Raw genomic sequence first — 24,119 nt, 5'->3', positions numbered from 1 at the left:
ATGAACTCGCTCCAGGACAACGCGGCCATTGCCGCCAGCACCCGCACCCCAGGCGGCGTAGCACGACGTAGCCGGCGCAAGACCATCGGCCTGTTGCTGTGCGTCAGTGCCCTGGTGGTCGTGGCGGCCTGGGGGGCGATAGCATTTTCAAGTGGCGTGACCTCGACCGACAATGCCTATGTCCGCGGGGACGTCACCTCGCTGGCCGCCAAGGTCGCCGGCTATGTCACGGCGCTGGAGGTCGAGGACAACCAGACCGTGCACGCGGGTGATGTGCTGTTTCGTATCGATGACCGCGACTATCGCGCCAGACTCGCGCAAGCGGAGGCCAATGTCAGCGCCGCCCAGGCGCGCCTGACCCATGTCGATGCACAGATCCAGCTTCAGCATGCGCTGATCCGACAGGCCGAAGCGCAACGACGTTCGGCCACCGCCGACATGAACCTGGCGACCAAGACCCACGACCGCAGCCGCCAGTTGATCGTCAGCAACGCGGTCAGTCAGGCCCTGGTCGATGAAACCGGCACGGCGCAATCCAGAGCCGCCGCCTCGGTTTCGGCCGCTTCGGCATCGGTCGAGGCGCAACAGCAAAACATCGCGGTGTTGGTGGCCGAGAGAGAGGCGGCCGTGGCGGCTGTGAGCCAGGCACAGGCCGCCCGCGAGCTCGCCCGGATCGATCTCGAGCACACCGTGGTGCACGCGCCGGTGGATGGCGTGGTCGGTAACCGTCAGGTTCGCCTCGGCCGCTTCGTCACGTCGGGCGTATCCCTGCTCGATATCGTGCCGGTAAACGATGTGTGGGTCGTGGCGAACTTCAAGGAAACCCAGCTCGAACACATTCGCCCTGGTCAGCCCGTGCGCGTCACGGTCGATGGCTACCCCGATGCGGCACTGAATGGTGTGGTCGACAGCTTTGCACCGGGCAGTGGCTCGGCGTTCAGTCTGCTGCCGCCCGACAACGCCACCGGAAACTTTGTGCGTGTCGTGCAGCGTGTTCCGGTGAAGATCCGCCTGGCCGGCAACCCACTGCCGGGGCGCATCGTGCCGGGGCTGTCGGCGCGGGTGGAGGTTGCGCAAGGGGCCGGGTCATGAGCAGCGCCAGGCCGTCGACCGGCATCCTGCTCATCGCGGGCATCGTGCTGGCGACGTTGACGGAAGCGATCGCCAGCACCGTGCTGGCCCTCGGCCGCAGCGACATCCTCGGCGACATCTATGCCACGCCCGACGAGTTCGCCTGGCTGGATGTCGGCTACATCGCGCTCAAGCTGATCGGGTTCATGCTCGCCCCTTGGCTGATGCAGCGATTTGCTGCGCGCAACGTGATCGTCGGCGCCACCCTGGTCATGGGCCTGGCGTGCGGCGTGGCTGCCGTTACTTCCTGGCTGGAGCTGCTGATCACACTGCGCATCCTGCAAGGCTTTGCCGGTGGTACTTTGCTGGTGGCGGGCCAGGCGCTCATTTTTCGCGGCTATCCGCGCGCACTTCAGCCGATCCTGCAAGCCCTGTTTGCCATGGCGGCCGTGGTCGCATCCGCGACCCTCGCCCCGGCCCTGCAAGGGTGGTTGATCGACAGCCAGTCCTGGACCTGGATCTTCTTCAGCGTGGTGCCGCTGGCCCTGGCGGCGGCTGGCCTGTTGCTCATCGCCGACCACCCTGTGCCCGCCAGGGTCCGGCAACGTTCGTTCGACTGGCTCGGGTTCTCGCTGCTCTCTGCGGCCCTGTTCTGTTTCACCTACGTGCTCAGCCAGGGCAGTCGCTGGGACTGGTTCGAGGAACCGCGCATCCTGGTGCTGACGGTGATCGGTGCCGCCGCGCTGCTGGCCTTTCTCGGCCAACAGGTTTTGGCCAACGGCCAGGGGCTGCTCGACTTCAGCCTGTTCAAATCAAGCGATTTTACCTTTGCTTTTTGCGTCAGTTTCGTTGCCGGTGCCGCGCTGTTCGGCAGCGCCTACCTGATCCCGGCGTTCGCCCTGTCGGTACTCGCGTTCACACCGACCGATGCCGGCTTGCTCCTGTTGCCCAGTGGCGGTTTTTTTGTCGGCTCGCTGCTCGTCGCTGCCTATCTGTTCAAGGTACGCCGCGTGCCGCCGGTGGCGACCGTGCCCTTGGGCATCCTGCTGATCATGGCGGCGATGTGGATGCTGTCCGGCTCTACCAGCGAAAGCGGCAGTGACGACATGATGGTGGCCATCCTGTTGCGCGGCCTGGGCCTTGGCTTCCTGTTTCTGTCGATCACGCTGATCGCTTTCACCCACCTCAACAGCCGCAACCTGGCCAGCGGCATCGGCCTGTTCAATACCGGGCGCCAGTTGGGTGGCTTGATGGGCGTCGCCGGGCTGCAGACCTTGATCGACCATCAGGTGGTCAGCAATGGCATGGTCCTTGGCGCCAATGTCACCCCAGGGGGACACGCGGTCATCGAACGGCTGATGACCACAAGCGCGATGCTGGCAGGGAAGGGCTTGGATCAGGTAGCCGCTGGCCGGGCAGCCACCAGCCTGCTGGGCAAGGCGGTGTCAGGTCAGGCCACGGTGATTGCCTTCGATACGGCGTTCGTTGCCGTGGCCCTGCTGTTCGTCTTTGCCGCGCCCATCCTGGTCGCCATCAAGATCGGTCTCTCGCGACACGCGAAAGTGCATGAACAACCGGTGAATTGATGACCCGCACGAAAAGCCCGGCTGTTGAGGCCGGGCTTTTCGTTGAGTCCTGCGGTAAAGCACTGCATTCAGACAGCGCGGCTTTCGATCAGGCGATCCGAACCACCTTCGGCAACGCGGTTCTGCAGCAGCTTGTCGGAACCGCCTTCAGCAACGCGGTTTTGCAGCAGTTTGTCGGAACCGCCTTCAGCGACGCGGTTTTGCAGGAGCTTGTCGGAACCGCCTTCAGCGACGCGGTTTTGCAGCAGTTTGTCCGAACCACCTTCAGCGACGCGGTTCTGCAGCAGTTTGTCAGAGCCACCTTCGGCAACGCGTTTTTCGATCAGACGATCCGAGCCACCTTCGGCCACACGATTCTCGATCAGTCGATCGGAACCACCCTCGGCCACACGGCTTTCAATCAGACGCTCCGAGCCGCCTTCAGCGACCACAGGTTGAGCAGAGGTGGCGGCGAAAGCATTAACTGCGAAAACCGAGAAAGCGATGCCGAGAAGGTTTTGGCGTTTCATGATGGTGTGCTCCGGGGTGCTGATGGGTTGGTATGGAGCAGATGTTACGCCGTGGATTTTTTAAGAGAACTTCATTGAATCAATGGTGACAATCGACGCAGTCAATGGATCGTACACCGCCTGTATAAGCACCTCTTTTTGTGGCGAGGGAGCTTGCTCCCGCTGGACTGCGTAGCAGTCCTCCATTTGGGGCCGCTGCGCGACCCAGCGGGAGCAAGCTCCCTCGCCACAGTATGATCGCAGGCGATCATGCCTCACTGATCTGGCTCACACTGGTGATCTGACCATTCCACACCATCTCGTAATGCGCCGTCTGCACAATCGACGAAACCGCTCGCGGCGTCATCAGCGCCCAGCAATGACTGCCCGGCATCCGCACCGAGTGATATCGCAGGCCGGGACAACCGGCGTCTCGCACCGCCCGTCCCAGAACACGGGAATGGCTGTAGTCGTCCGGCGCATACACCGGATCGGTCAGCGGCAGGGCGGTGGCGTCCTTCATCCCCCCATCGCCAAAGGCGCAGGCCAACCCACGAAACACAAACCGCTCATAATTCAGGCCCGGCACCTTCGACCAATACAGACTCTGGTGATGCCTGACCTCGGTCAGCGCCGCTTCCATCGAATCCGCCAGGTACAACACACCAAAACTGCCATCACTGAAGCGCGAACCCGCCGGGTTGACGTGGGTAAACGGCGCGATGGCGTATGAGCAGCCCGCAATCCCGAACGGAATCTCGCTGCGCGCAATCAACTCAAGCTGACCCAACTCGTTCTTCAAGCGCGGATTGGTCAGCGCCTGAATCTCGAACAACACTTCAAATTCATCCGCGTTCGCCACGTCATCAAACAACGCTATGGGTGGAAACTTCGAGTTGACCAGGCGATAGGCCTGCAACGACTGGCCGGCAAACACCGCCAGTTTACTCGCCATCACCATTGCGCCCCCCGCAACATGTCGATGCGGCGGAAGGTTTCATACAGTGAAATCATGTCGCCCTGCGCCATGATCTCCAGCGGCGAACGTCCGTTGAAAAACTCGTTGTCGTTGATCATCGAGGCAAAGCCATACACGTTGTCCGGGTTGTCGAACACCAGCCGCAACGTCGCATGAATGTTCAGCACAAAACTGATGCGCTGCATCTGGTCCGCATCCAGCGCCACCGCCCAATCCAGGTCACGCTGACGGGCGCGGGTGTAGGTGCTGCGGGAAATGCGCAGGATGCGACAGGCCTGATCGCCGGTGGCTTGCCACTTTTCCAGAATGCCCACGGCGGCGCGCAGTCCAGTGACGCATTGGTTTTTTGTGAAGGATTGAGCTTGGATGGGGACGGCCATGTTCGTGTACTCTATTTGCATCTGTAGATTCAAATGTAGATAGATTGAATCTACAGAGCAATGGCTACGCGATCAGCGGGCTTGCGCGCATAAACACAATGGGCGCCCCGCGGGCGCCCGTTTTTATTGATAGCTCACCTCAATACATCATTGATCCAAAGCCTGCGTACCGCTTGCCCGGCCAGCGCCGTTTTCCCATTGGGAATAAACGCTGCACTGCCATTTTCATGGGTATGAAACAGCCGGGCGCCGTTGTTTGGCCTGGTGGTGATCAACTGATGGTCCGCCGTCAGATAATCCAGGGGCAATTGATGGATGTCCTGGTACTGCTCCACGATGATCGTGCGGTCCGGATTCCAGGTCTCGCCACTTTTCCTTTCCAGCCACGCCATCAGCGCAGCACTGCCGCCGGTTTGTGGAATGTCCGAATCCGGGAGCACGTAGTAGAACGGCGAGCCGTGATTTTGCAGGTACATGGGCAGCTTGTTGTCGACATCCACCAGCACCATGCGCCATTCGTTCCACGGCGCCGTCTTGATCGCTTCGGCGCGCACATCCCGGGTGAACTGCATGACACCGCCGGCACCGCCGTTGGTCCAGGGGTAGACAACGCCAAGGATCAAAAACAGGAACCCGGCCGCCCCGGCAATGCCTTTCGTCCAGCCGGGGCCGCTGGCTTTACCGGCCGCCTGACGCGCAGCCATACGCCGGGTGACCCACCAGGCCGCCAGCAGTTGCGCAAACGGCACCAGCGGCAACACGTAATAGCTGCGCCGGCTGCCACTGGCGGTGAAGAACAGGAACAGCAAGCCGAGGCCCAGGATCAGCCAGCGAACGTTGGGTTCGGTGTGCTTCCAACTGCGTACCGCCACCCACAGGCCGAGCATCCAGCAGGGTGCCCAGGGCAGGGTATAGACCGGCAGATACAGCAGATAGGTATAGATCGGGCCAATGTTGTCGAACGGCTTGAAGAATCGAACCACGTTCTCCTGAAACACCAGTCCCAGCCCACTCGGCCCATAAGTCGGCGTGCCATAACGCTGCGACAGCATGAACGGCAGCATGTAGACCACGCCGCCCACCAGCATCGCCAGAAACAGGCGTGGATTGAGATGATTTTTCCAGCGTCCCTCGCCAAGCAGATGCGGCAACAGCATCAGCCCCGGCAGGATGAACCCGATCAAGCCCTTGAACAGCGAGGTCAGTGCCAGCATCAGGAAAAACACGCAGTACCGGCTCAGCCGTGTGTCATCCGGGCCGCGCCAATACCACCAGACTGCCGCCAGTACACCGCAAACCGTCAGCACGTCCGCCGTGGCGACCCGCGCCCAGAACACGAAAAAGAACGTCGTCGCCAGAAACCAGCCGGCAATCAACCCGGTGCCTTTGCCATAGAGCCGTTCACCGATCAGGTAGACCAGCCAGATACTCAGCCATGCCGCCAGCACCGAAGGCAGGCGCAGCGACCAGTGCCCGAGACCACCCATCAAATGGGCAGTGGCCGTAATCAACCAATAGGACGGCAGCGGCTTGTCGTAATAGGGCATGCCCTTGAGGTAAGGGTCGAAATAATCGCCGGTCTGCAACATCTGCAACGCGATATTCGCCCAGCGGGTTTCCGCCCCCCAAAGCTCCCTTGCCCCCAATCCGAACAGCAAAAGAAGTGCAGATACGCCAAGCAAGAGGAGCAGCGCACCCTGGTCACTTTTCAGAAATCTGACTAACGAATTTTTCATCACTGTTTCGCACGTTGCGCTCACCGTGGCGACGGAGAAGCGGCTGGAACTGCAAGGCTATCGGGCGAAATGTGATGGGATTGTCAGCAGATTGCGAATAAACCATTAGCTCTGGTCTGGAGGTGGTGGCTACATCAATAGGCGCAAGGCCGTGATCTGCACGATGAACAATTGTTCATGCAAACCACGGCGCCATCATTGATGAAAAGTACGCCCCAGTGCATCCAGGCGCGTGGCAATAGGCGGCAAGCGCCGACTGCTCGACGCCAGCGTCTCCACGTCATCCGCCGTGTTCTGCGCAATGCTCTGCACCGACTGCAAGCGCTCGACAATCTCGAAACTCGCCGTGGATTGTTCACGGGTCGTAGTGACAATTCGCCCATTGAGTTCATCGATCTGCGAGATGTCGCTGCCCACCGCCTGCAACATCGCTGCCGCCAACTGACTGTCCTCGACACAGCGCTCCACACCTTCGCGACTGTCCTGCATGGCCTCCACGGCTTTGCGGCTGCCTTGCTGCAGGGCCTCGATGATGGTCCTGATTTCCTTGGTGGAAACCGCCGTGCGCTGCGCCAGGCTGCGCACTTCATCGGCCACTACCGCAAAGCCCCGGCCTTGCTCGCCAGCGCGCGCGGCTTCGATGGCAGCGTTGAGCGCCAGCAAGTTGGTCTGCTCGGCTATGCTGCTGATCACCTCCAGCACCTTGCCGATCTGCTGTGCCTGCCCGGCCAGCACCTGCACGGTCTCATTAGTGCCTTGCAGGCGCGACGCCAACTGAGTGATTTCCTGCCGGGCACGGTTCACGCTTTCCTGCCCGCGGGTGATCTGCACACTGGCCTGGCCCGCATGCTCAACGGCATGCTCGACATGCACCACGATGTGCTCCATCGCATCGCCCATGCGCTGCATCGACCCGGTCATCTGCGCGATTTCCGTCAACTGATGCCTGGCACCTTTCTCCAGCGTGCTGCTGGCCTTGGCCAACTCCTGGCCCAATTCACCCAAACCCAGAGAGTCACGCACCACGCCATCCACCAACGCGGTGATCTGCATCAAAAACTGATCGAAGCGCTGGGCCAGCGACACATGCACCCGCGCCTTGTCACCCTGGCCGGCACCAGCGGTGAACTGCGACGTGGTGGCGAGCATCCTGTCCAGCATGTCCTGGCTTTCCACCGCGTCAGCCTGGCTGTGCAACGCCAGATAGAGCAGCGCGACTGTCTCCATCACCACATAAAAAGCGTGAACGAACACCATCGTCCAGCCACCGTGATGCGCCATCACATACACCGGAAAACCCTGATGCTGCAGCACATGAAACACCACGTGATGCAGCGCAATCGTCACCGCAGCCACCAGAATGGGCAGCCAGTCCCGATAAAACGTCAACACCGCCAACAACGCAAAAATCCCGAAGTGCGACTCAATGACCCCCTCGGCCTGATTGATATGCAGCGCCGCCATCACCATCAAACCAACGCCCAGCAAACAGCGCATCCACCGCGACCCGCCGATGGCGCGGTACAACAGCGTCAGCAGCACACTGGTGCCGCCGCCCACCAGCAACGCCTGCTTGAACGTGTCGTGCCAGAACGCCAGGCCGATAGCGAAAGCGAACATCAGCCAGATCAGGCCCAGCATGATGCGATCGGCTTTGCGGTAGTGGTCGAGGAAACGAGGGGGGAAGGGCATGTACGCTTACTCCATGTAAATGAGCCAGAAAAAAGCAGGGTTTATGGCAACACGGGACATCGCGAAAGGCTTGGGGGCGTTAAGGGTGCAGACGTTTCAGCGTCAGGGATGCGAATCTGTTGGTGGCATGGTCGGGCTGTATTTGAGACGCCGTGGAGAGCATAGCCCTTGGCCATCATTCTTGGCAGGTACGACGTCGCTCGCGGAAAAAATGTCCGATATAGAGGCAAGTAATGCTGAATTGGCGGGGGAGTACGACAGACTCCATTGCAAAGCCTGTCGTACACCAGAGGCCATTACGATTTCTTCGACGGATAGTTGCTGCGCAAGCGACCGGACTTGTTGCCGGTTTTGCTCGGCAGGCTCGGCAAAACCGGACGGGATCTGGGTTGGGGGTTGGAGCGGCTTTGGGGTTGAGGTTGTTTGCTCATGGTTCGCCTCCTGAGTTTTCAGGGATTCGCGAAGTGGGTTACTGATGAAGTTTAGCTAATCGACTGTGGGCTGGGTCGTTTGGCACATGGGGCATGTGCGCTGAGCGCCCCAAATCCGCTGCATGCAGCGCGAGTAAAACGGGCGCCTGATCAGGCCCCCGTTTTCGTTTATTCCGCTGCTTATGCTCTAAAGCGTCGGTCGATCACATCCATCAAATCGCAGCCTTCGTGCAATGGAATGGCCAGTCGCTTGGAAAAGTCGGCCAACACCACCGTGTCGCAACCGAGTGCGCAACGGCAGGCGATATTTTCCAGCACCTGTGTGACCGCCAGAGCACGACAATCAGCCGTTGCTTACTGAGCATCGCAAAAAAATCAGTTCCGTTTGTTCCTTTGTTCGGTCCCCTTTGTTCCGGAGCAAGCTCCCTCGCCACAGGGTCAATTGTTGGTTTCTTGTTGATTGAGGAGGATATGAGAAATCGGGGAAGAATGGCCGGTCTAGAGACTAGGAGTTCGGCGTTAGCGGGGCTGTCACCCGCGGATCGGACTTGCGCCCGGCCCTGGCAAGCCGGGACGACGCGTCGTGCGAGCAATCAGGCCTGCGCCTCGCCTGGGAACGCCGGCAGCCGTACGTCAACGCAAGTTCCAAGGCCGGTTACAAGGGGTATAACTATCAGAACAAAAGGCGGGTCACCCGGAACAGGCCCTCCAAAGGCAGCGCCCGGGCTAGGCGCCTCAGGCCTGATCGGCGCCTGCTGCGCGGAGCGATGTGATGAGTTCCAGAGCATGGCGATGGGCTCGCAAGAGCCTTCTTGGCTGCATCGAACTGGCCTTGCTGGTCGCGCCGCTGTGCGCCAGCGCCATGTTCAAATGCCAAGCCAGGGACGGAGCCATCAGCTACACCAGCCAAGCCATCGCCAGCGCCCGCTGCACTCGCCTGAATGGCATGGCGGGCGCCGGTGTCGGCGCCAACGCAATGGCCCTGCCACGGCTTGTGCGGGACGACGACTCAGGCGCGGTGCGGATCCGGGTGTGGACCTTCATCCACAAGGGTATTCGTCAATTTGTGAGCCGGCGCCCCGTCGGGATCTCCGCACGGGTCGATGTCCTTGAGCTCTATTACATCAAGGGCTGCTATCTGTGCATGGCGCCGAAGGATTTCAAGGTCGCCTCACTGCGCCTGGACACCCATTCCTATCAGCGGGAGATCGAAGCCGCTTCGGGTCATTATGGTGTCGACAGGGCGCTGGTCCGCGCAGTGATACATGCCGAATCGGCGTTTCGCCCCAACGCCATTTCCGAAGCCGGCGCCCAGGGGCTGATGCAGTTGATGCCCGCCACCGCCGAGCGCTTCGCCGTGGACGATCCGTTCGACGCACGACAGAACATTCGTGGCGGGGTGCGCTACCTGGCCTGGCTGCTCAAGCGCTTCAACGGCAACCAGGTGCTGGCTTTGGCAGGTTACAACGCCGGCGAAGCGTCCGTGGTCGAGTACAACGGGGTGCCTCCCTACGCCGAGACGCAATCCTACGTCACCCTCGTGCAGTCCTTGACCGAACGCTATCGCAACCATCGCTAGTACCGTAGGGCGCATAACCCGGAATAGGTAATACGCCGGCCCCTCCACGGCGGCTAACGCTGGCGCGTTATCCACCCTACGAAAGCAATCAGGTTCCGCGCTCGTTCAATACGCCGGGCGGGGAATGGCTCAAGCGAACTTCGATGCTCATCGGTAGCTATCGACTCATAGCGGCCCTCCGTGAGGGGCAGCAACCGGCCAAAATCTGCCCGTCGATTTCGTCTCGGGAAACCCAGGCGATCTGTCTCTTGCAGCGTTTTGTTATAAGAATTCGAGCTGTCCACGAAACCAGGGAGGCAACCCTCATCCGTTAAACAGTATGCCTGGTCACTGATCGACCAGGAGTATCCGATCAAACAGTAAGTGCGGTGACACAAAGCTGGCGGCAGCTATAAGTGCTAAACGAATGCAGATGCACTACAACAATACATAGAACCCTGAGGTCCTGACAGGAAGCGAGCGAATGTGGATGAAACACAAACTCTGCGTCGTCAGGCTGGCTCGGTTCGCATCCGCTTCGCTCATCATGGTAGCCACCAGTGCAGTCGCAGAGGATCTCGAACCCAGGTCCTACGCCAATACGCCGGTCGGTATCAATTTCTTGCTCATGGGCTACAGCGATCTCCATGGTAGCGTGACCGCCAACCCCTCAGTCCCCCTCCAGGATGCCAAGCTCAACATCAAGACTGTCGTGTTTGCCTTTGCCAGGTCCCTGGACGTCTGGGGCCGCTCCGGGAAGTTCGATATCGTCGTGCCTGAAGCCAGATTGACGGGCTCGGCTCTGTTCGCCGGTGAACCCAAGGAGCGAAATGTGACTGGGTTGATAGATCCAAGATTCCGGTTCTCGGTCAACTTGTATGGCGCTCCGGCGATGTCCCTGGCTGAGTTCCCCAGCTATCAACAGGATGTGATTATCGGCGCCAGCCTGGCAATTACAGCGCCACTTGGCCAGTACGACTCCAGTAAGCTGGTAAATCTCGGCAACAACCGCTGGTCATTCAAACCCGAACTTGGGATTTCCAAGCGCTTGGGACCCGTGACCCTGGAATTATCCGGTGCGGGAACCTTTTACACCGACAATGACCAGTACCTTGGCGACCGTACATTTTCCCAGAACCCGACTTATCAGGCACAGGTGCATCTTATCTATGCCTTTAGTAACGGTGTCTGGGCCTCGCTGGATGGGACCTGGTTAGCTGGCGGGAGTACCTCAGTCGATGGGATCGGTAACCACGACTTTCAGGAAAATACCCGCTATGGGGGCACCCTCTCGCTGCCGTTGAACCGAAATAACTCACTAAAGCTGTTTGCGAGTGATGGTGCGCATACCCGTACCGGCAGCGAATACGATGCTATTGGCATCGTCTGGCAGTATCGCTTCGGCGGAGGGCTTTGAAACCTGGGACTTACGCTACATTCCATTCATGCGTTCGTGAGACATTCGTCTGATGCTGGTTGTTACCTGCCATTTGTGACAGGTAGGTAGAGGCCAATGTCTGCCGTGTTGACAGGCCGCTATATTGGGTTGTGGATTCAACCGGTCGATGCAACGGATTGGCTGAATCGTTCAGCGGGCATTTCGTAGTTCAGTGTTTTCCGAGGGCGGCTGTTTAGCTGCCTTGCCAGTCATCAATCAACGGCAAGGGACTCGTTCCAGGCAACTTGAAATAGCCGGGGATACCGCGCTCAGTGAATGTGTTTCTTGACGAAGGTAGCGGTCGTCGAAATCAGCTCGTCGATCTGCTTCTCGTCTTTGGTCATGTTGAAGGCATGATCCATGGGCCGGACAAGCAGCTCATGTTCTCCAGGGTGATAGCTGATAAAGCTTTTTCCGAGGGTTGGCTGCGGAGAAACGATGTCGTCGTCAGTGCCGACGGCGACGAGCAGTGCTCCCTTGTAACGGGTGATCTCGGCGGCGGCATCGAGGGTCATCAAGCTGACAAAGAACGCGGATTTAAGCTTGACCTCGCCACCACCAGGTACTGCCAGTGCGACGGGGGTGTCACCGCTGTGCAACGCTTCCTTGATCTTCTCGGAGCCCCACAACAGCGGGAAAGCGGCTCCCATATTGGTCGCGGGATTCCAGAGTGCGACCGCGTCGAGTTCATGCGGGGTCCGTCCTGCTACAGCAGCACCAATTGCTCCGCCCATACTCCATCCAACAAGCGCCATGCGGTTGGCGTCGACGCGCCCGGACCTGGCCAGAAAGTCGAGCGCAGCCAGCCCATCCTCAACATCTGTATCGAGTGTGCCGTCGGTCTTGGCACCATCACTGTCGCCATCAAAACGGTAATCGATGCGCAGGCTGGCAATGCCTTGTTCGGCCCAAAGACGTGCGGCACGAGCATAGATACCTTCATTGACGACCGGAATGATCCCCTCATCCCTGCTGCCCCCGAAACTGTGAAGTAACAGAATTACCGGGGGCTTCTTAACGCCGTCGGGCAGGTTCAGAGTGCCAACGACGTTCATTCCCTCAACGGAAAAGGTGACTTTTTCTTCAGCCGCAGACGCGAGATACGGGGCTGCAACCAGGCTTGCGAGAAGTACTATACGGGGCAAAAAAGCAGGCATGGGGGGATCCTCGGCTAGACGGATAAAAGTTTAATTCCTGGGCTGGGGGCAACCTCCGAAGATGCAGTCGGGGGTGGAGTTCGATCATCTTGTCGAAGAGCTCATGTGGGGTCGGCTTCTCGGCGAGTAGTTCCAGGGCATCCAACAGGTATTGGCGGGTCTGTTCCAGAATGACTGGATCATCGGCACGATTTTTCTGTTTGTGCCCGGCAATAACGATGTGCGGTTTCAAAGCTTCTACTTGGTCAATCGCCTTGATCCAAACCTGGAGCCCTGCGTTGCAGGCAATGTCGCCGGCCACCACCAGTCTCATGTGCGTACAACCAGAAGGTTGGGGTCTGGTGTATTCATTTAGAGGGTGGTGGTTTCCGGGGGCAAACAAAATTGCCCCCCCACCTGGGCTTAGTGTGGGGGCAATTGAACGAATGTCCCGTTACTCGTAAAGCGTGGGACTTCCTACGCGACGGTAAATCCGCCCGACTTAGGCGCGGCGTTGTCTTTGGGCTTACCCACCACGTAGTGCACCTGGATGCGCGTCGGGTCGGTCACGCTCGATGCTGACATCACCGCCAACAGCTTCCAGCCGTCCTGTAACGCCATGTTCACCTCGCGGTAATTGGTCAACTCATTCACGACGTGGGCTTCATGTAACTGCATTGTTCTGCCTCCTGGGAATACTCTCAGCGTAGCAGGGCCTCGGCTAGCGGCGCGGGGGTTCCTTTCCGGTTGAGCGTAGTGGGATTTTCTCACTTCGGTTCGGGTCGTTACGGGTAACGCTGTGGATCGGTCCGCAGGGCGAACGGCCTCATCCACCCGTTGGCGTATCCGCTGTGAGTCTTCCCGCTGCTTGACCCGGTTCGTCAGTTCCATGATGGCAGCTTCCAGGGCGAGTTGATTTTTGTTGATCTTGAAAAGCAGGGAGGGGGGAGCAGGTCTGAAGAACTTCATCGAACGAGTCGATTGGGGGAGACCGGACACCAGTGTGCCTGGGGGTGGACAGTTGTGGCAGTGCTCGGGAATCAAAGCAGATACAGGATAGCAATGGACCACAACCAGCCAATGGTGAGGGTGAAAAGCAGGTAGTAAGCCGCAAACATCAAAGGGTGATTCCACATGGCATTAATCTCCCAGAAACTACAGTTTCTGTTGGTGCTCTGTAGTTTGGGTGCTGAGATACTCATGAAATGGAACACGCAATAATCAAGCCGTTTGAGTGACAGAGGCCTGGCTCCTCTAGCGCTACGTTCTTAGCCGCCTCCGGCCGAAAACTGACCCTCAATCCCCCCAAAAAAAGTGAGATTCCCCACCTATGGGGAACATTCGCTCGGATGCCACCCAGCGGGAGCTTGAAACCGAAGCCAATGCTTTACGTCTAGGGCGATTCAGGAAACAGATTTTTTCAAATGAATGGCGATGACGCTGCTGGTCAACAGCCGGCACTTGCTGATGGGGGCGGCGCTGACCCCTTACCTCCAGCATTTGCCGTTGAAAAAAACACTGCCGTCTCTGTTTTTCATGTGTGACGAGAGCTGGGCCATGGGCTTGGCCGACACGAAACGCCGTGAAGAGGCGTCGGGTATTCCCGGCTTCAGCCTGGTCTATTTTCTGGGGGTATCGCTCTGTCTTTGGCTGACTTGGGTAATGTTCACCTTGCTCGGGGCGGTCATCGGGCCGGTGCTGGGAGACCTGCATAGCTATGGTTTTGATATGGCTTTCGCGGCGGTGTTTCTGGTGTTGCTCAGAGGCATGTGGCGGGGTGTACAGGCAGCGGTGCCCTGGTTGTTCAGCCTGGTCACGGGTGCCACGTTTTATCTGCTGATTCCCGGGGGCTGGTATGTGCTGGCCGGTACCGTGGCAGGGCTTGTCGCCGCTTATCTATGGGCGAAATCATGATCGATAGCCTGACTTTGCTCATCGTCATGGCGATGGCGTTTGTAACGTACCTGACCCGCGTGCTGGGCTTCATCCTGCTGCGCAACAGGACGCTGAGCCCCATTGCGCAAGAGGTCATGCAGGCGGCGCCAGGTTGTGTGCTGATCGCCGTCATTGCACCCAAATTCGCCCATGGAAACCCTGCCGACCTTATTGCCCTGGCGCTGACACTTATTGCCGCCACCCGTCTGCCGATTTTTCCGGTCGTGCTGATCGCTGTCCTCGCGACCGGAACACTTCGTTTACTCTTATCCGCCTGAATGATCAGTTGAGGATTCCAATGTCATCGTTTGTCTGTGCCGAAACGCTTTGGATCGATACGCCCCATGGACGACTGTTTACCCGGCGCTGGTTTCCAGCGGGCGTGGAATACAGCCAGGTAGAACCGCCGATCATTCTTTTTCATGATTCCCTGGGATGCGTCGAACTGTGGCGAAATTTTCCTGAGCGACTCTGTGAGACCACAAAGCGCGAAGTGATTGCCTATGACCGACTCGGCTTCGGGCAGTCGGATCCGTATCCGGGGAACTTGCCCATGCATTTCATTCGCGACGAAGCCGAGCGCTTCTTCGCGTTTGTCAGGGCCGAATTCCAATTCGATCGCTTTGTCGCCATGGGCCATAGTGTCGGCGGCGCGATGGCAACGAACTGCGCCTCCTTGTACCCACAGAGCTGTGTTGCATTGATCACCGTTTCAGCGCAAGCGTTCGTCGAAGAGCAGACGCTGTGCGGCATTCGGGAAGCCAAGGCGCAGTTTGAGGCGCCAGGGCAAATGGCGCGTCTTGAGAAATATCATGGCGATAAAGCGCATTGGGTGCTGTCAGCCTGGACGGATACCTGGCTGTCGGAGGCATTTAGCGGCTGGACAATTGAAGACGCCACTGACTCGATTCACTGCCCGCTGCTTGCACTTCATGGAGAGCAAGACGAGTACGGATCCGTTCTGCACCCCAAGCGCATCGCCAGGCTTGCGACGGCGACCGGGGAATACCGGATACTGGAAAATTGTCATCATGTCCCCCATCGAGAGGCCCCCGATGTCGTTCTGGATGCAGTCGGTCGATTTCTTCGAATCAGCCATTGATGAATGACTGATTCTGACTGCCTCTGGCCGATTCTGTTGAAAAAGTCGGTCTGCCCAAACTGCCTGATCATTGACTGGTGAAAACGCCTTTTTGCACGCTGCTACGTGAAATCCGAGTCCGGAAGCCTCTGCCAAAAGTAAAGATTTCAATCTCGGACGCGTACTTTTCTGATGCCCAAACCATTGCCGACTTTTTCAACAGAATCGGCCGATTGCTGCCTTCCACGACGGGCTCAAACCGACCCCAAGCGGACATCTGAATATCTGGCCGCTCGCGTAAGGGATAAGGCCGTAAGATGTGTGCTTCATTGCCGATAAGGAAATCGCCATGTCACCGAACAAGGCTTGCCCGGTCATCCTCTCCAGTATTCCTGGCACACACATCCTTCTGTTCCGCCATCCAATAGCAGGCGTTCAACTGGTCAAAGGGACAATCGAGACAGGTGAAACTCCAGCTCAGACCGCTCTGCGTGAATTGAGCGAAGAATCAGGCATAGAAGCCGCCTCGGTTGTCAGCGATATGGGCTGCTGGGACGCCGCGCATCTCGACCAGATATGGTCATTTCAATTGTGTTACACGCAGGCACTTTTGCCGGAGCAATGGACTCATCACACGCTCGATGACCACGGTCAGACCTTCAGCTTTTTTTGGGCTCCGCTCGATGATTTGCCGTTTGCCGACTGTCATCCGGTCTTCCGTCGAGCATTACGGTACCTGACTGCCACGCTGACAGCGCAAGGTTATGTATTGGCTCATGATCAAAGCACAAACATATCATCCGAAGCTCCGACTTGATGTTCGCAAGCGGCTTTCGAGCGGCTGCTTCTGGCCGATTCTGTTGAAAAAAGTCGGCCATGGTTTGCGCATCAGAAAAGGACGCGCCCGAGATTGAAATCCTTACTTTTGGCAGAGGCTTCCGGACTCTGATTTCACGTAGCAGCGTGCAAAAAGGCATTTTCACTAGTCAATGATCAGGCAATTTGGGCAGACCGACTTTTTCAACAGAATCGGCCGATTGTTGCCTGTCACCAAGGGCTGCAACCGACCCTGTATAGATAGTTCGTCCATCGGTGATGGAAGCTCTGGATCCGGGCTACGGCTTGAGGTGCCAGTCTTCTGAACACTGGCAACCAGCCAAGGTGTCAGTTTGCTTGTAGCAAGAGGGCCTCAATGAGGCCCTCTTGCTACAGCCAGGTTCTACTCAGTGCGCCCCTATCGGCACCGTCACGGTTTTGCCCAAGGCCGAGGTAACAGTCGCCGTCGGGCCAGGCGACGGGCCACTGCCGGTGGTCGTCACCGCTATATTCCAGCGCGCGCCTGCAGCCGTAGGCGTCAGGGTGGCAGCCCCCAGGTTCACCGGACCGGCCGAGGTCGTGGCCGTCGCCGTGATGGTATTGCCCGTGCCACGCGAGGTGGTGCCGGACAGCACCCAGTAGTAGCGGCTGTTGCTACGGGCGGTGACGGTCGCGCTGGTGACGATCAGGTTTTCGGCGACCGCTGCCCCGACCGCCACGGACACGGTCGCCGGTGCCGATTCCGCCCCCTTGGCATCCGCGGCTTTATAGGTAAAGGTCGCGGTGAACGGCGCGGGGATCGTAGCCGGTGGCGTGTAGATCACGTGCACGCCATCGGTGCTGACCGTGCCCTTGCCGGAGTCCGGTTGCGCCAGGCCCACCACTTTGAGTGGCAGGTTACCGTCGGGGTCGGTGTCGTTGGCCAGGACGTTGATGGTCACCGGTTGGCCGTTGCTGGTGGCGCTGTCGGGGTTGGCGATCGGTTTTTTGTTATTGCCGTCGGCGTTACGGGTATCGCCGGTGCGGAAGGTTGGCAGCGCGGCGGAGTTGACGTAGTTGACGCCGTCCCAGCTGGGCAGGGGCGTTGGCATCAACTGGAACTGGCCAGGGTGCTCGATATCCCAGCGCAGCAGCATGGCGTTGTCCTCGTGCTGGGTGTTGTGGCAGTGCTCCATGTAGGTCCCGGCGAATTCACGGAAGCGGATCGCCATTTCCACTTCCACCGAACTGTCGATGCCTTCACCGATGCGATAGACGTCCTTGCGTGCCCATTTCTCCCATTCCGGCGGTGCCTTGCCATCGCGGGTGAGGATGGTCCCCTCTTCGAAGTGCACGTGCACCGGGTGGTTCCAGCCGTTGCCGCCGTTCTTGATTTTCCACACCTCCAGGGTGCCGTCGCCGGAGAAGCCGGCATCGGTCAGCCGAGCAGTTGCGGGGCGGCACTGATCCGGCGGGGTCCATGTTAGCCTGGCCCGCCGTCGGTCTTGATGGTCCATGGGGCATCATCGGTGCCGTCGGAGCGGCCGAAAATGAACTCGCGATGCCGTGCCGCCTTGATCTTGGCCTACATCGCCGGATCGTCGCGGTTGATCGTCAGCGGGATCATGACCTTGCCGGCCGGTTTGCCCGGCTTGGCGGGTTCGTAGTCGGCGGGGTTCATGCTCACGTCATGGCCAGAATAAGGCTGCACGACCATCTGCAGGAACTTGCCCACTGCAGGGTCGCCGTTGTCCCATTCCGGTCCCTTGCTGCCCTGCTTGATCACCGCTTTGTACTTCTCGGACAGTACATCGGCCAGGCTCAGCGGGTTTTTTTCCGGCTGCTTACCGGTCTGGTGCTCCATCAGGTTGACGAAGTACAGCTTGTCGCCCACGGAGATGCCGTTTTTCGCGAAGTTGACGATGATGTCGAACCGCTCGGCGATACCCTGGGTCGGCAGGATGGCGTTGTGGTCCTGCACATCGCCGTCACCGTCCAGGTCCATGCTGCCGTCGAACGGCACGGAGTGTTCCATGAGGTTGCCGTCGTTGGCGATCATGTGGAACGGCACGCGGGTATAAGACACCCCGGAACCTGCCGGGCCGGGGAATTCGCCACCGGTGCCGGCGACTTCACGCACCAGGGCGATCCTGAAGTAGCGCGACACCGAGCCGTTGAGAATACGGAAGCGATAGCTGCGTGCGCGCACTTTCAGGCGTGGCTGGTACTGCCAGTTGACCAGGATCTGATCACCGAGAAAGCCGTCGGTGTTGAACGGGTTGAACCACAGCTGGCCGTTCTGATCCCAGGCCTTGTCGGCCACCAGCAGGTTCACATCGTAGTCGCGGTTGCCCCAGGGCAATGCCGAGCCGCTGGGAAGGCGCAGGTTGACGCCGTCCTCGAAGGCTTCGTTACCGCGGTCCAGGGCGCTGTAGTTCATCATCACCGCGTTGCCCTTGTAGACGTTCTGCGCGGTGAAATCGAGCATGTGGTCATGGAACCAGTGGGTGCTCATGGTTTCGTGCCAGTCGCCACGGATCTTGATGCTGCCGTTGTTGCACGTTTTCAGGCCCGGAGTGGCATCGTTGACATACAGGGTTTCGCCCGGGGCGCAGGGGAACGCTGCGTGGGAATCTTCAGCCTTGGTGTTGATGGTGTCGTAACCGGCCAGTTGCATCGGCCAGCGATAGTCGTAGTACTGTCCGGGAAAGAAAAACGCATTGGCAAAGCCATCGCTTTCCGCCGGGGAGTGGCCGTTGTGTTCGTGGGTTGTAATGGTGTGCAGACCAAAACCCATGTTGGCCGACGGATCGATCGGCAGGGCGTTGTAGTGACGCATCAGCACCGGTTGGCCGTAACGCACCATCAACAGTTTTGGTGGAAAGGTGCCGTCGAAGGTCCAGAGCGCCTTGTGGTTCTGAATCGGCATGTTGGGGTGGAAACGGGTGTCAATGCCTTTGGTGGTGCCCGTGGTGGTCGGGATGTCTGAAGTCTGGTAGTACAGCCCGCCAGGCCCGAACTCGCCCACGGCATAGTTGTGCATTTGCCGGCGGTCGCGCATGCCGCCATTGAGCTTGGCGCCGGCTTGCACGGTCTTGAAGGCGACCTGTGGGTAGAACTCGTTCCAGCGCTGGTGCGACCAGCCTTTTCCTGGCGGACGACCTTCGGCCGGCGAGCCACCGGATGGCGGTTGAGGAAGGCTTCGATCTGCGTTTTCCACGGGTTGCGGTCCAGCACGTTGGAATACTGCGACGGATACGGGTACAGCCCGGGCTGGCGCATGAAGGCTTCCAGCGCCGTGGCCGAAGGGCCGCTGCGGGCGATGTTGTTCGGGTCCTGCGTGGGCGCCGGGCCGACGGTCGGCACCGGGAAGGTCAGGGGCGGTGCCGGCAGTGTCGGGTCGAGTTTTTCCGTGCCGAACTCTTCGAACAGCAGCAGTTGCTGAGTGTACGGCTGCGCCCCGAACAACGGGCTGGGCTTGCCGTTGGTGGGGATCTTGAAGGATGTTTGCTGGGCCGGCGGCAGTACGTTGTCGGCCCGTGGCGTGGTCCGGGTGCCGTACATGCCATTGGGCAAGGCGATGGAACCCTGGTTGGCGGGTGGCATGGCGAGCAGGGCATCCAGCGCGGCCTTGGGATCGGCAGCCGGGTTGGTATACGCCGAAGGATCTGTTGGCGGCGGCTGGCTGACATCGTCGAGCGGCGCGGCGTTTGCCGTGGCCAGAGTAAGGAGCATCGCACAGGGCAGGCTTGACCTGCGCAGCAGGGCGATAGAGTTGTATGGTGTTGTTGCGCGTTTCATTTTCCCCCCTCAAGTCATACCGGGTTTGGCAAGCCCCGCCGTCTCCATGATGTCCGGGACGACAGCAGTTGCGGGTATCAGGGGGTGGTGCAACTAATGAGCCATTACCGTGGGGCGAAGAAAAAGTTCAAATTAATTAGCAGGATGTTTCTAAATGTTTCTGGTTGGGGAGAGGAGGGAGTGGGGGATACTCCTCAAATTAGAGGAAAACGCCCGGTTGGGTGGGTGTAGTTCCCCCATTTATGGAGAGAGCAGCGGCATGGATTTAACCGTTCGAGAAGGGCCGCTCCTGGCCGGTTTCTGCCTGTTATGAAGGGCAACAGTCAACCCAAAGTTGCCGGTGAAGGCCGGCAGAAATCGGCCAAGAGTGGCCAATACATGGATGGAAAACAAATCTGTCCCCTCTTCCCTTACAAGACAGTGCTGTTGACGGAACCTGTATGAACACCGGGTATGCCAAGACAACATCTGGCCACAGCCAGTAAACTGCGGGCTGGAGCTGGATGAGGGAGAGGGCGATGTATGTACATAGGTGAACTTGCCAAGTTGTCGGGGTGCACTCCCAAAGCCATTCGTTTGTATGAGCAACTGGGCCTGCTGACCCCACAGCGCCGTGGCAGTTATCGGCTGTACACGGCCCATCACTTGACGCTGGTGCAGATGATCCGCAGCGCCCAGGCGGTGGGGTTCAAACTGGGGGAGATGAGCGAGTTGCTGGCAGCCAAGAAACATCAGGCACCGTTTCCCCTGGCACTGGCCAATCAGGGCATTGAGGCCAAGCGCTTAGAGTTGCAAGCGCAGATCCTGGCCTTGCAGAATCTGGAGCAGTACCTGACGCAGTTGCAACAACAGATCAACCAGAAGTTCGCCCCCACGTCAGTGCCTGGTGCTGCGCCCAGTATCAGCGCGCCAATAGGTGCGCAAACGCCTGCTTGAGGGCGTTCTGCGGCGAGCGCGGCTGGTAGCCCAGCTCATTGATGGCTTTATCGATGCAGTAAACCTGACGCACCCCATAAAACATCTGCACCTGGCTGAGCAGCAATTCGGCTGGCTGACCGGTGTACCGTGCCCGCTGTTCTTGCAGCCAGGCGATCAGTAACAGCAAGGCTTTTGGAGCGCGGCGCGGCAGACGATAGCCGGGGCAAAGCGTGTTGAGCGCCTCGATTACCTCTGCCAGTGATGAAGCCCGCTGATTGGCCAGTATGTAGCGCTGGCCGGGGCGGCCTTTTTCAGCCGCGCGGATCAGGCCATCGGCCACGTCGCGCACATCGACAAAGTTAAAATGAAAGTTCGGGTCCAGCACCAGTTTGCGCGCCAGCACGGCCGCAAGAAATCCCATAGTGTCGGTCAGCCGCGTGGCATGAGGGCCGATGATTGCCGAGGGCAACACCGCGACCATCGGCAGGTCATAGGCCTGAGCAGTGTCCCAGGCGGCGCGTTCAGAGAGGATTTTTGAGAGGTAGTACGGGTTTTGCTGATCGGTGTTCCAGCTGTTTTCATTTAGACGCTGACCGTTGTGTCCAACCGCTGCCACGGAGCTGACATAGACCACGCGCTGGACCCCGGCCTCGGCGGCGGCGCGCAGTACATTACGCGTACCTTGTACGTTGACGTCGACGATCTCGGCGTGTGGATTCCTCGCCCAGTGTTTGAACACTGCCGCCACCTGGTACAGCACGTCCACCCCTTGCAGGGCCTGGCGCAGTGAATCAGGGTCTTGCAGTTCGGCGCGTACCATCTGGCAGTCGAGCCCGTTCAGGGCTGTGTTTCGGTCCGGGTCACGGACCCCGGCGCGCACTTGTTGCCCACGGGCGAGCAGCGCCCGGACCAAGGTATTGCCCAGATGCCCATTGGCACCCGTGACCATCGATAGCGTATTCATGGATTGCCTTATCCGCTGACTGAGAAGCCTGAAACAGATAAGGCAGGGTGCGGGTTGCCCTTAGGGACAGAGTCAAGCGCTGGCGTCAGGCCCCGTCGTAGGTGACTGCACAGGGTCTTCACCGGCTCGTGGAAAATCACGATTGAGCACCAGGGGATAGACCACGATATTGATGCTGCAGAGGTCGGGGGGAGCAACCAGGCATTGAAACTGATCCAGTATTACCCTCCCTCAATTTACGGGACTTGAATCGCCCCGGTTTTTCTAAACGTATCCGACCGTCCGCTCTCAGCTGTGGATTCAACCGGTCGACGCAACGGAATGGCCAGCAACTTGTAAAAGTCGGCCAACACCACCGTGTCGCAACCAATCTCAGCCCGGCAGGCAATGTTCTCCAGCACCTGCGTAACCGCACGAATTCGGTAATCCGCCAGCCATAATGGGTGACGGCGCCGACTATAAACCGCACAAGATCTGCAGGGGAAGGTGAGGCATTCCGAGCTTTGTGCAGGACCTTCGATGATGAAACTTCAGACCTTTCACATCACGTCGCTGGAAATATAAACACAGACCTGAGATGTTCACTGCCCCTTGGTTTCAGCCGCCAACGCTATCCTTAATCATCGCTCCTGCCGTCGAGATGGACCTTCGCTCATGCAAACCGCAATCCCCCAACGCCCCCTCTGGCAAACCTACCTGCTGTTCCTCGCCCCGATGGTCCTGTCGAACTTCCTGCAATCCATGTCCGGCACGGTCAACAGCATCTACATCGGCCAGATGCTCGGCACCCAGGCACTGGCAGCGGTGTCGGGCATGTTCCCCATCGTGTTTTTCTTCATCGCCCTGGTCATCGGTCTCGGTGCGGGCGCGGGGGTGTTGATCGGGCAGGCGTGGGGTGCGCGGGAGACGCATCTGGTGAAGGCGATTGCCGGGGCGACGTTGTTGTTGGGGGTGTTGATCGGGTTGGCGGCGGCGGTGGTCGGGAGTGTGTTTGCGCGATCGGCGTTGGTGGGGTTGGGGACGCCGGCGGATGTGCTGGACGATGCGGTGGCGTATGCCCATGTGATGTTGTGGATCATGCCGTCGCTGTTGGTGTTTGTGTTGTTCACGCAGTTGTTGCGTGGGGTGAGCGATACCTTGTCGCCGTTGTTGGCGCTGGTGGTGTCGACCATTGTCGGGCTGGCGCTGACGCCGACGTTGATTCGCGGGTGGTTGGGTTTTGCGCCGATGGGGATTCAGAGTGCGGCGTTTGCCGGGTTGGTGGGTAACCTGGTGGCGATGGGATTGCTGGCGTGGCGGTTGATTGGCAAGGGTCATCCGCTGGCGCCGGACCGTGAGTTCTTTGCGGCGATGAAGCTGGACATGGCGATTCTCGGCAAGGTGCTGCGCATCGGGTTGCCCACCGGCTTGCAGATGGTGGTGTTGTCGCTGTCGGAACTGGTGATTCTGGCGCTGGTGAACCAGCACGGTTCCCAGGCGACGGCGGCGTATGGCGCGGTCACGCAGATCGTCAATTACGTGCAGTTCCCGGCGTTGTCGATTGCGATTACCGCGTCGATCCTCGGGGCGCAGGCGATCGGAGCCGGGCGCATCGAGCGCATGGGGCCGATTTTGCGTACGGGGTTGATGATCAATGTGTGCCTGACCGGTGGCTTGGTGGTGCTCGGGTACTTGTTGTCGCATTGGCTGCTGGCGTCGTTCCTCACTGAAGAGGCAACGCGGACCATGGCCCAGCACCTGTTGCACATCATGCTCTGGAGCCTGTTGGTGTTCGGCTTCCAGGCGATCATCGGCGGGATCATGCGTGCCAGCGGCACGGTGATGGTGCCGGTGGCGATTTCCATTGTGTGCGTGGTGGGTGTGCAGTTGCCGGCGGCGTATCTGCTGGATGCGAAGTTCGGGCTGCAAGGAGTGTGGATGGCGTTTCCGGTGGCGTACCTGGGGATGCTGGCGTTGCAGACGCTGTATTACAAACTGGTGTGGCAGCATCAGAAGATTGAGCGGTTGGTGTAGGTGGTTTTTTTGATTGCCTGTTCGCGATAGCGGTGGTTCAGTTGATGCAGAGGTTGACACTCTCACGTCTTCGCGGGCAAGCCCGCTCCCACAGGGACTGTGGTGTTTGTAATCTTG

18 protein-coding genes and 3 pseudogenes are annotated in these 24,119 nt (G+C 59.3%); 10 read left to right on the top strand and 11 right to left on the bottom strand.

Features of this window, described 5'->3' with window-relative positions; genetic code table 11:
* Complete coding sequence (locus RS887_RS19795) at positions 1-1,092, top strand: HlyD family secretion protein (protein ID WP_322616673.1); 1,092 nt, start codon at positions 1-3, stop codon at positions 1,090-1,092.
* Positions 1,089-2,657: a DHA2 family efflux MFS transporter permease subunit gene (locus RS887_RS19790; protein WP_322616672.1), complete on the top strand. Its 1,569-nt coding sequence runs from the start codon at positions 1,089-1,091 to the stop codon at positions 2,655-2,657. The genes RS887_RS19795 and RS887_RS19790 overlap by 4 nt, the downstream gene beginning before the upstream one ends.
* A gap of 68 nt (positions 2,658-2,725) precedes the next feature.
* Here the strand turns inward: RS887_RS19790 and RS887_RS19785 are convergent, their stop codons facing one another.
* The 6 genes from RS887_RS19785 to RS887_RS19760 form a co-directional block, all read right to left on the bottom strand.
* Entirely contained in the window at positions 2,726-3,166 is a 441-nt protein-coding gene (locus RS887_RS19785) for a phage infection protein (RefSeq protein ID WP_322616671.1), read from the bottom strand.
* A gap of 247 nt (positions 3,167-3,413) precedes the next feature.
* Positions 3,414-4,106 (bottom strand): RES family NAD+ phosphorylase, encoded by a 693-nt coding sequence (locus RS887_RS19780; protein WP_322616670.1) that lies wholly within the window; start codon positions 4,104-4,106, stop codon positions 3,414-3,416.
* Positions 4,100-4,504: a hypothetical protein gene (locus tag RS887_RS19775; protein WP_322616669.1), complete on the bottom strand. Its 405-nt coding sequence runs from the start codon at positions 4,502-4,504 to the stop codon at positions 4,100-4,102. The genes RS887_RS19780 and RS887_RS19775 overlap by 7 nt, the downstream gene beginning before the upstream one ends.
* 134 nt (positions 4,505-4,638) lie before the next feature.
* Positions 4,639-6,240, bottom strand: a complete 1,602-nt coding sequence (locus tag RS887_RS19770) for an ArnT family glycosyltransferase (RefSeq protein ID WP_322616668.1) — start codon at positions 6,238-6,240, stop codon at positions 4,639-4,641.
* Between the two features lie 195 nt (positions 6,241-6,435).
* Positions 6,436-7,932, bottom strand: coding sequence for a methyl-accepting chemotaxis protein (locus RS887_RS19765; RefSeq protein WP_322616667.1), 1,497 nt, complete (start codon positions 7,930-7,932; stop codon positions 6,436-6,438).
* A 296-nt stretch (positions 7,933-8,228) separates the two neighbouring features.
* Positions 8,229-8,363, bottom strand: coding sequence for a hypothetical protein (locus RS887_RS19760; RefSeq protein ID WP_258394918.1), 135 nt, complete (start codon positions 8,361-8,363; stop codon positions 8,229-8,231).
* Positions 8,364-9,135: 772 nt separating this feature from the next.
* Between RS887_RS19760 and RS887_RS19755 the strand changes: the two genes are divergently transcribed.
* Both RS887_RS19755 and RS887_RS19750 read left to right on the top strand, forming a co-directional pair.
* Positions 9,136-9,942 carry a lytic transglycosylase domain-containing protein gene (locus tag RS887_RS19755; RefSeq protein ID WP_322616666.1) on the top strand — a complete coding sequence of 269 codons (807 nt, stop codon included), beginning with the start codon at positions 9,136-9,138 and terminating at the stop codon, positions 9,940-9,942.
* A gap of 463 nt (positions 9,943-10,405) precedes the next feature.
* Entirely contained in the window at positions 10,406-11,338 is a 933-nt protein-coding gene (locus tag RS887_RS19750; protein WP_322616665.1) for a transporter, read from the top strand.
* Positions 11,339-11,628: 290 nt separating this feature from the next.
* On the opposite strand, the gene RS887_RS19745 is transcribed toward RS887_RS19750, so the two are convergent.
* Both RS887_RS19745 and RS887_RS19740 read right to left on the bottom strand, forming a co-directional pair.
* The gene (locus RS887_RS19745) at positions 11,629-12,516 is read right to left on the bottom strand and encodes an alpha/beta hydrolase family protein (RefSeq protein WP_322616664.1); all 888 of its coding nucleotides are present in this window, start codon (positions 12,514-12,516) and stop codon (positions 11,629-11,631) included.
* A 456-nt stretch (positions 12,517-12,972) separates the two neighbouring features.
* Entirely contained in the window at positions 12,973-13,173 is a 201-nt protein-coding gene (locus RS887_RS19740) for a hypothetical protein (protein ID WP_322616831.1), read from the bottom strand.
* A 750-nt stretch (positions 13,174-13,923) separates the two neighbouring features.
* Here RS887_RS19740 and RS887_RS19735 point away from each other — a divergent pair.
* The 4 genes and pseudogenes from RS887_RS19735 to RS887_RS19720 all read left to right on the top strand — a co-directional run.
* Positions 13,924-14,409, top strand: a pseudogene (locus RS887_RS19735) (AzlC family ABC transporter permease); the annotation flags it as partial.
* The gene (locus tag RS887_RS19730; RefSeq protein ID WP_322616662.1) at positions 14,406-14,708 is read left to right on the top strand and encodes an AzlD family protein; all 303 of its coding nucleotides are present in this window, start codon (positions 14,406-14,408) and stop codon (positions 14,706-14,708) included. The pseudogene RS887_RS19735 and the gene RS887_RS19730, both read left to right, overlap by 4 nt.
* A gap of 20 nt (positions 14,709-14,728) precedes the next feature.
* Positions 14,729-15,532: an alpha/beta hydrolase gene (locus RS887_RS19725; protein ID WP_322616661.1), complete on the top strand. Its 804-nt coding sequence runs from the start codon at positions 14,729-14,731 to the stop codon at positions 15,530-15,532.
* A gap of 328 nt (positions 15,533-15,860) precedes the next feature.
* Positions 15,861-16,328 carry an NUDIX hydrolase gene (locus tag RS887_RS19720; RefSeq protein WP_322616660.1) on the top strand — a complete coding sequence of 156 codons (468 nt, stop codon included), beginning with the start codon at positions 15,861-15,863 and terminating at the stop codon, positions 16,326-16,328.
* 406 nt (positions 16,329-16,734) lie between these two features.
* Here RS887_RS19720 and RS887_RS19715 read toward each other — a convergent pair.
* Positions 16,735-20,041, bottom strand: a pseudogene (locus RS887_RS19715) (Ig-like domain-containing protein).
* A 588-nt stretch (positions 20,042-20,629) separates the two neighbouring features.
* On the opposite strand from RS887_RS19715, the gene RS887_RS19710 reads away from it, so the two are divergent.
* Positions 20,630-21,043, top strand: coding sequence for a MerR family transcriptional regulator (locus RS887_RS19710; protein WP_322616659.1), 414 nt, complete (start codon positions 20,630-20,632; stop codon positions 21,041-21,043).
* Here RS887_RS19710 and RS887_RS19705 read toward each other — a convergent pair.
* Positions 21,009-21,989, bottom strand: coding sequence for an NAD-dependent epimerase/dehydratase family protein (locus RS887_RS19705; RefSeq protein WP_322616658.1), 981 nt, complete (start codon positions 21,987-21,989; stop codon positions 21,009-21,011). The genes RS887_RS19710 and RS887_RS19705 overlap by 35 nt on opposite strands.
* A 236-nt stretch (positions 21,990-22,225) precedes the next feature.
* A pseudogene (locus RS887_RS19700) lies at positions 22,226-22,423 on the bottom strand (hypothetical protein); the annotation flags it as partial.
* A gap of 220 nt (positions 22,424-22,643) precedes the next feature.
* On the opposite strand from RS887_RS19700, the gene RS887_RS19695 reads away from it, so the two are divergent.
* Entirely contained in the window at positions 22,644-24,002 is a 1,359-nt protein-coding gene (locus tag RS887_RS19695; RefSeq protein ID WP_322616657.1) for an MATE family efflux transporter, read from the top strand.
* Positions 24,003-24,119 lie beyond the last annotated feature (117 nt).

This window comes from Pseudomonas sp. BIC9C (assembly GCF_034541995.1).
GTDB lineage: Bacteria > Pseudomonadota > Gammaproteobacteria > Pseudomonadales > Pseudomonadaceae > Aquipseudomonas > Aquipseudomonas fluorescens_CC.
This window is presented reverse-complemented; position numbering and strand designations above follow the sequence as displayed.

Excerpts from the sequence above, each read along its gene's own strand:
- RS887_RS19795 (WP_322616673.1), top strand. The coding sequence starts at position 1 with ATGAACTCGCTCCAGGACAACGCGGCCATTGCCGCCAGCACCCGCACC.
- RS887_RS19790 (WP_322616672.1), top strand. The coding sequence starts at position 1,089 with ATGAGCAGCGCCAGGCCGTCGACCGGCATCCTGCTCATCGCGGGCATC.
- RS887_RS19785 (WP_322616671.1), bottom strand. The coding sequence starts at position 3,166 with ATGAAACGCCAAAACCTTCTCGGCATCGCTTTCTCGGTTTTCGCAGTT.
- RS887_RS19780 (WP_322616670.1), bottom strand. The coding sequence starts at position 4,106 with ATGGTGATGGCGAGTAAACTGGCGGTGTTTGCCGGCCAGTCGTTGCAG.
- RS887_RS19775 (WP_322616669.1), bottom strand. The coding sequence starts at position 4,504 with ATGGCCGTCCCCATCCAAGCTCAATCCTTCACAAAAAACCAATGCGTC.
- RS887_RS19770 (WP_322616668.1), bottom strand. The coding sequence starts at position 6,240 with ATGAAAAATTCGTTAGTCAGATTTCTGAAAAGTGACCAGGGTGCGCTG.
- RS887_RS19765 (WP_322616667.1), bottom strand. The coding sequence starts at position 7,932 with ATGCCCTTCCCCCCTCGTTTCCTCGACCACTACCGCAAAGCCGATCGC.
- RS887_RS19760 (WP_258394918.1), bottom strand. The coding sequence starts at position 8,363 with ATGAGCAAACAACCTCAACCCCAAAGCCGCTCCAACCCCCAACCCAGA.
- RS887_RS19755 (WP_322616666.1), top strand. The coding sequence starts at position 9,136 with ATGAGTTCCAGAGCATGGCGATGGGCTCGCAAGAGCCTTCTTGGCTGC.
- RS887_RS19750 (WP_322616665.1), top strand. The coding sequence starts at position 10,406 with ATGTGGATGAAACACAAACTCTGCGTCGTCAGGCTGGCTCGGTTCGCA.
- RS887_RS19745 (WP_322616664.1), bottom strand. The coding sequence starts at position 12,516 with ATGCCTGCTTTTTTGCCCCGTATAGTACTTCTCGCAAGCCTGGTTGCA.
- RS887_RS19740 (WP_322616831.1), bottom strand. The coding sequence starts at position 13,173 with ATGCAGTTACATGAAGCCCACGTCGTGAATGAGTTGACCAATTACCGC.
- RS887_RS19730 (WP_322616662.1), top strand. The coding sequence starts at position 14,406 with ATGATCGATAGCCTGACTTTGCTCATCGTCATGGCGATGGCGTTTGTA.
- RS887_RS19725 (WP_322616661.1), top strand. The coding sequence starts at position 14,729 with ATGTCATCGTTTGTCTGTGCCGAAACGCTTTGGATCGATACGCCCCAT.
- RS887_RS19720 (WP_322616660.1), top strand. The coding sequence starts at position 15,861 with ATGTCACCGAACAAGGCTTGCCCGGTCATCCTCTCCAGTATTCCTGGC.
- RS887_RS19710 (WP_322616659.1), top strand. The coding sequence starts at position 20,630 with ATGTACATAGGTGAACTTGCCAAGTTGTCGGGGTGCACTCCCAAAGCC.
- RS887_RS19705 (WP_322616658.1), bottom strand. The coding sequence starts at position 21,989 with ATGAATACGCTATCGATGGTCACGGGTGCCAATGGGCATCTGGGCAAT.
- RS887_RS19695 (WP_322616657.1), top strand. The coding sequence starts at position 22,644 with ATGCAAACCGCAATCCCCCAACGCCCCCTCTGGCAAACCTACCTGCTG.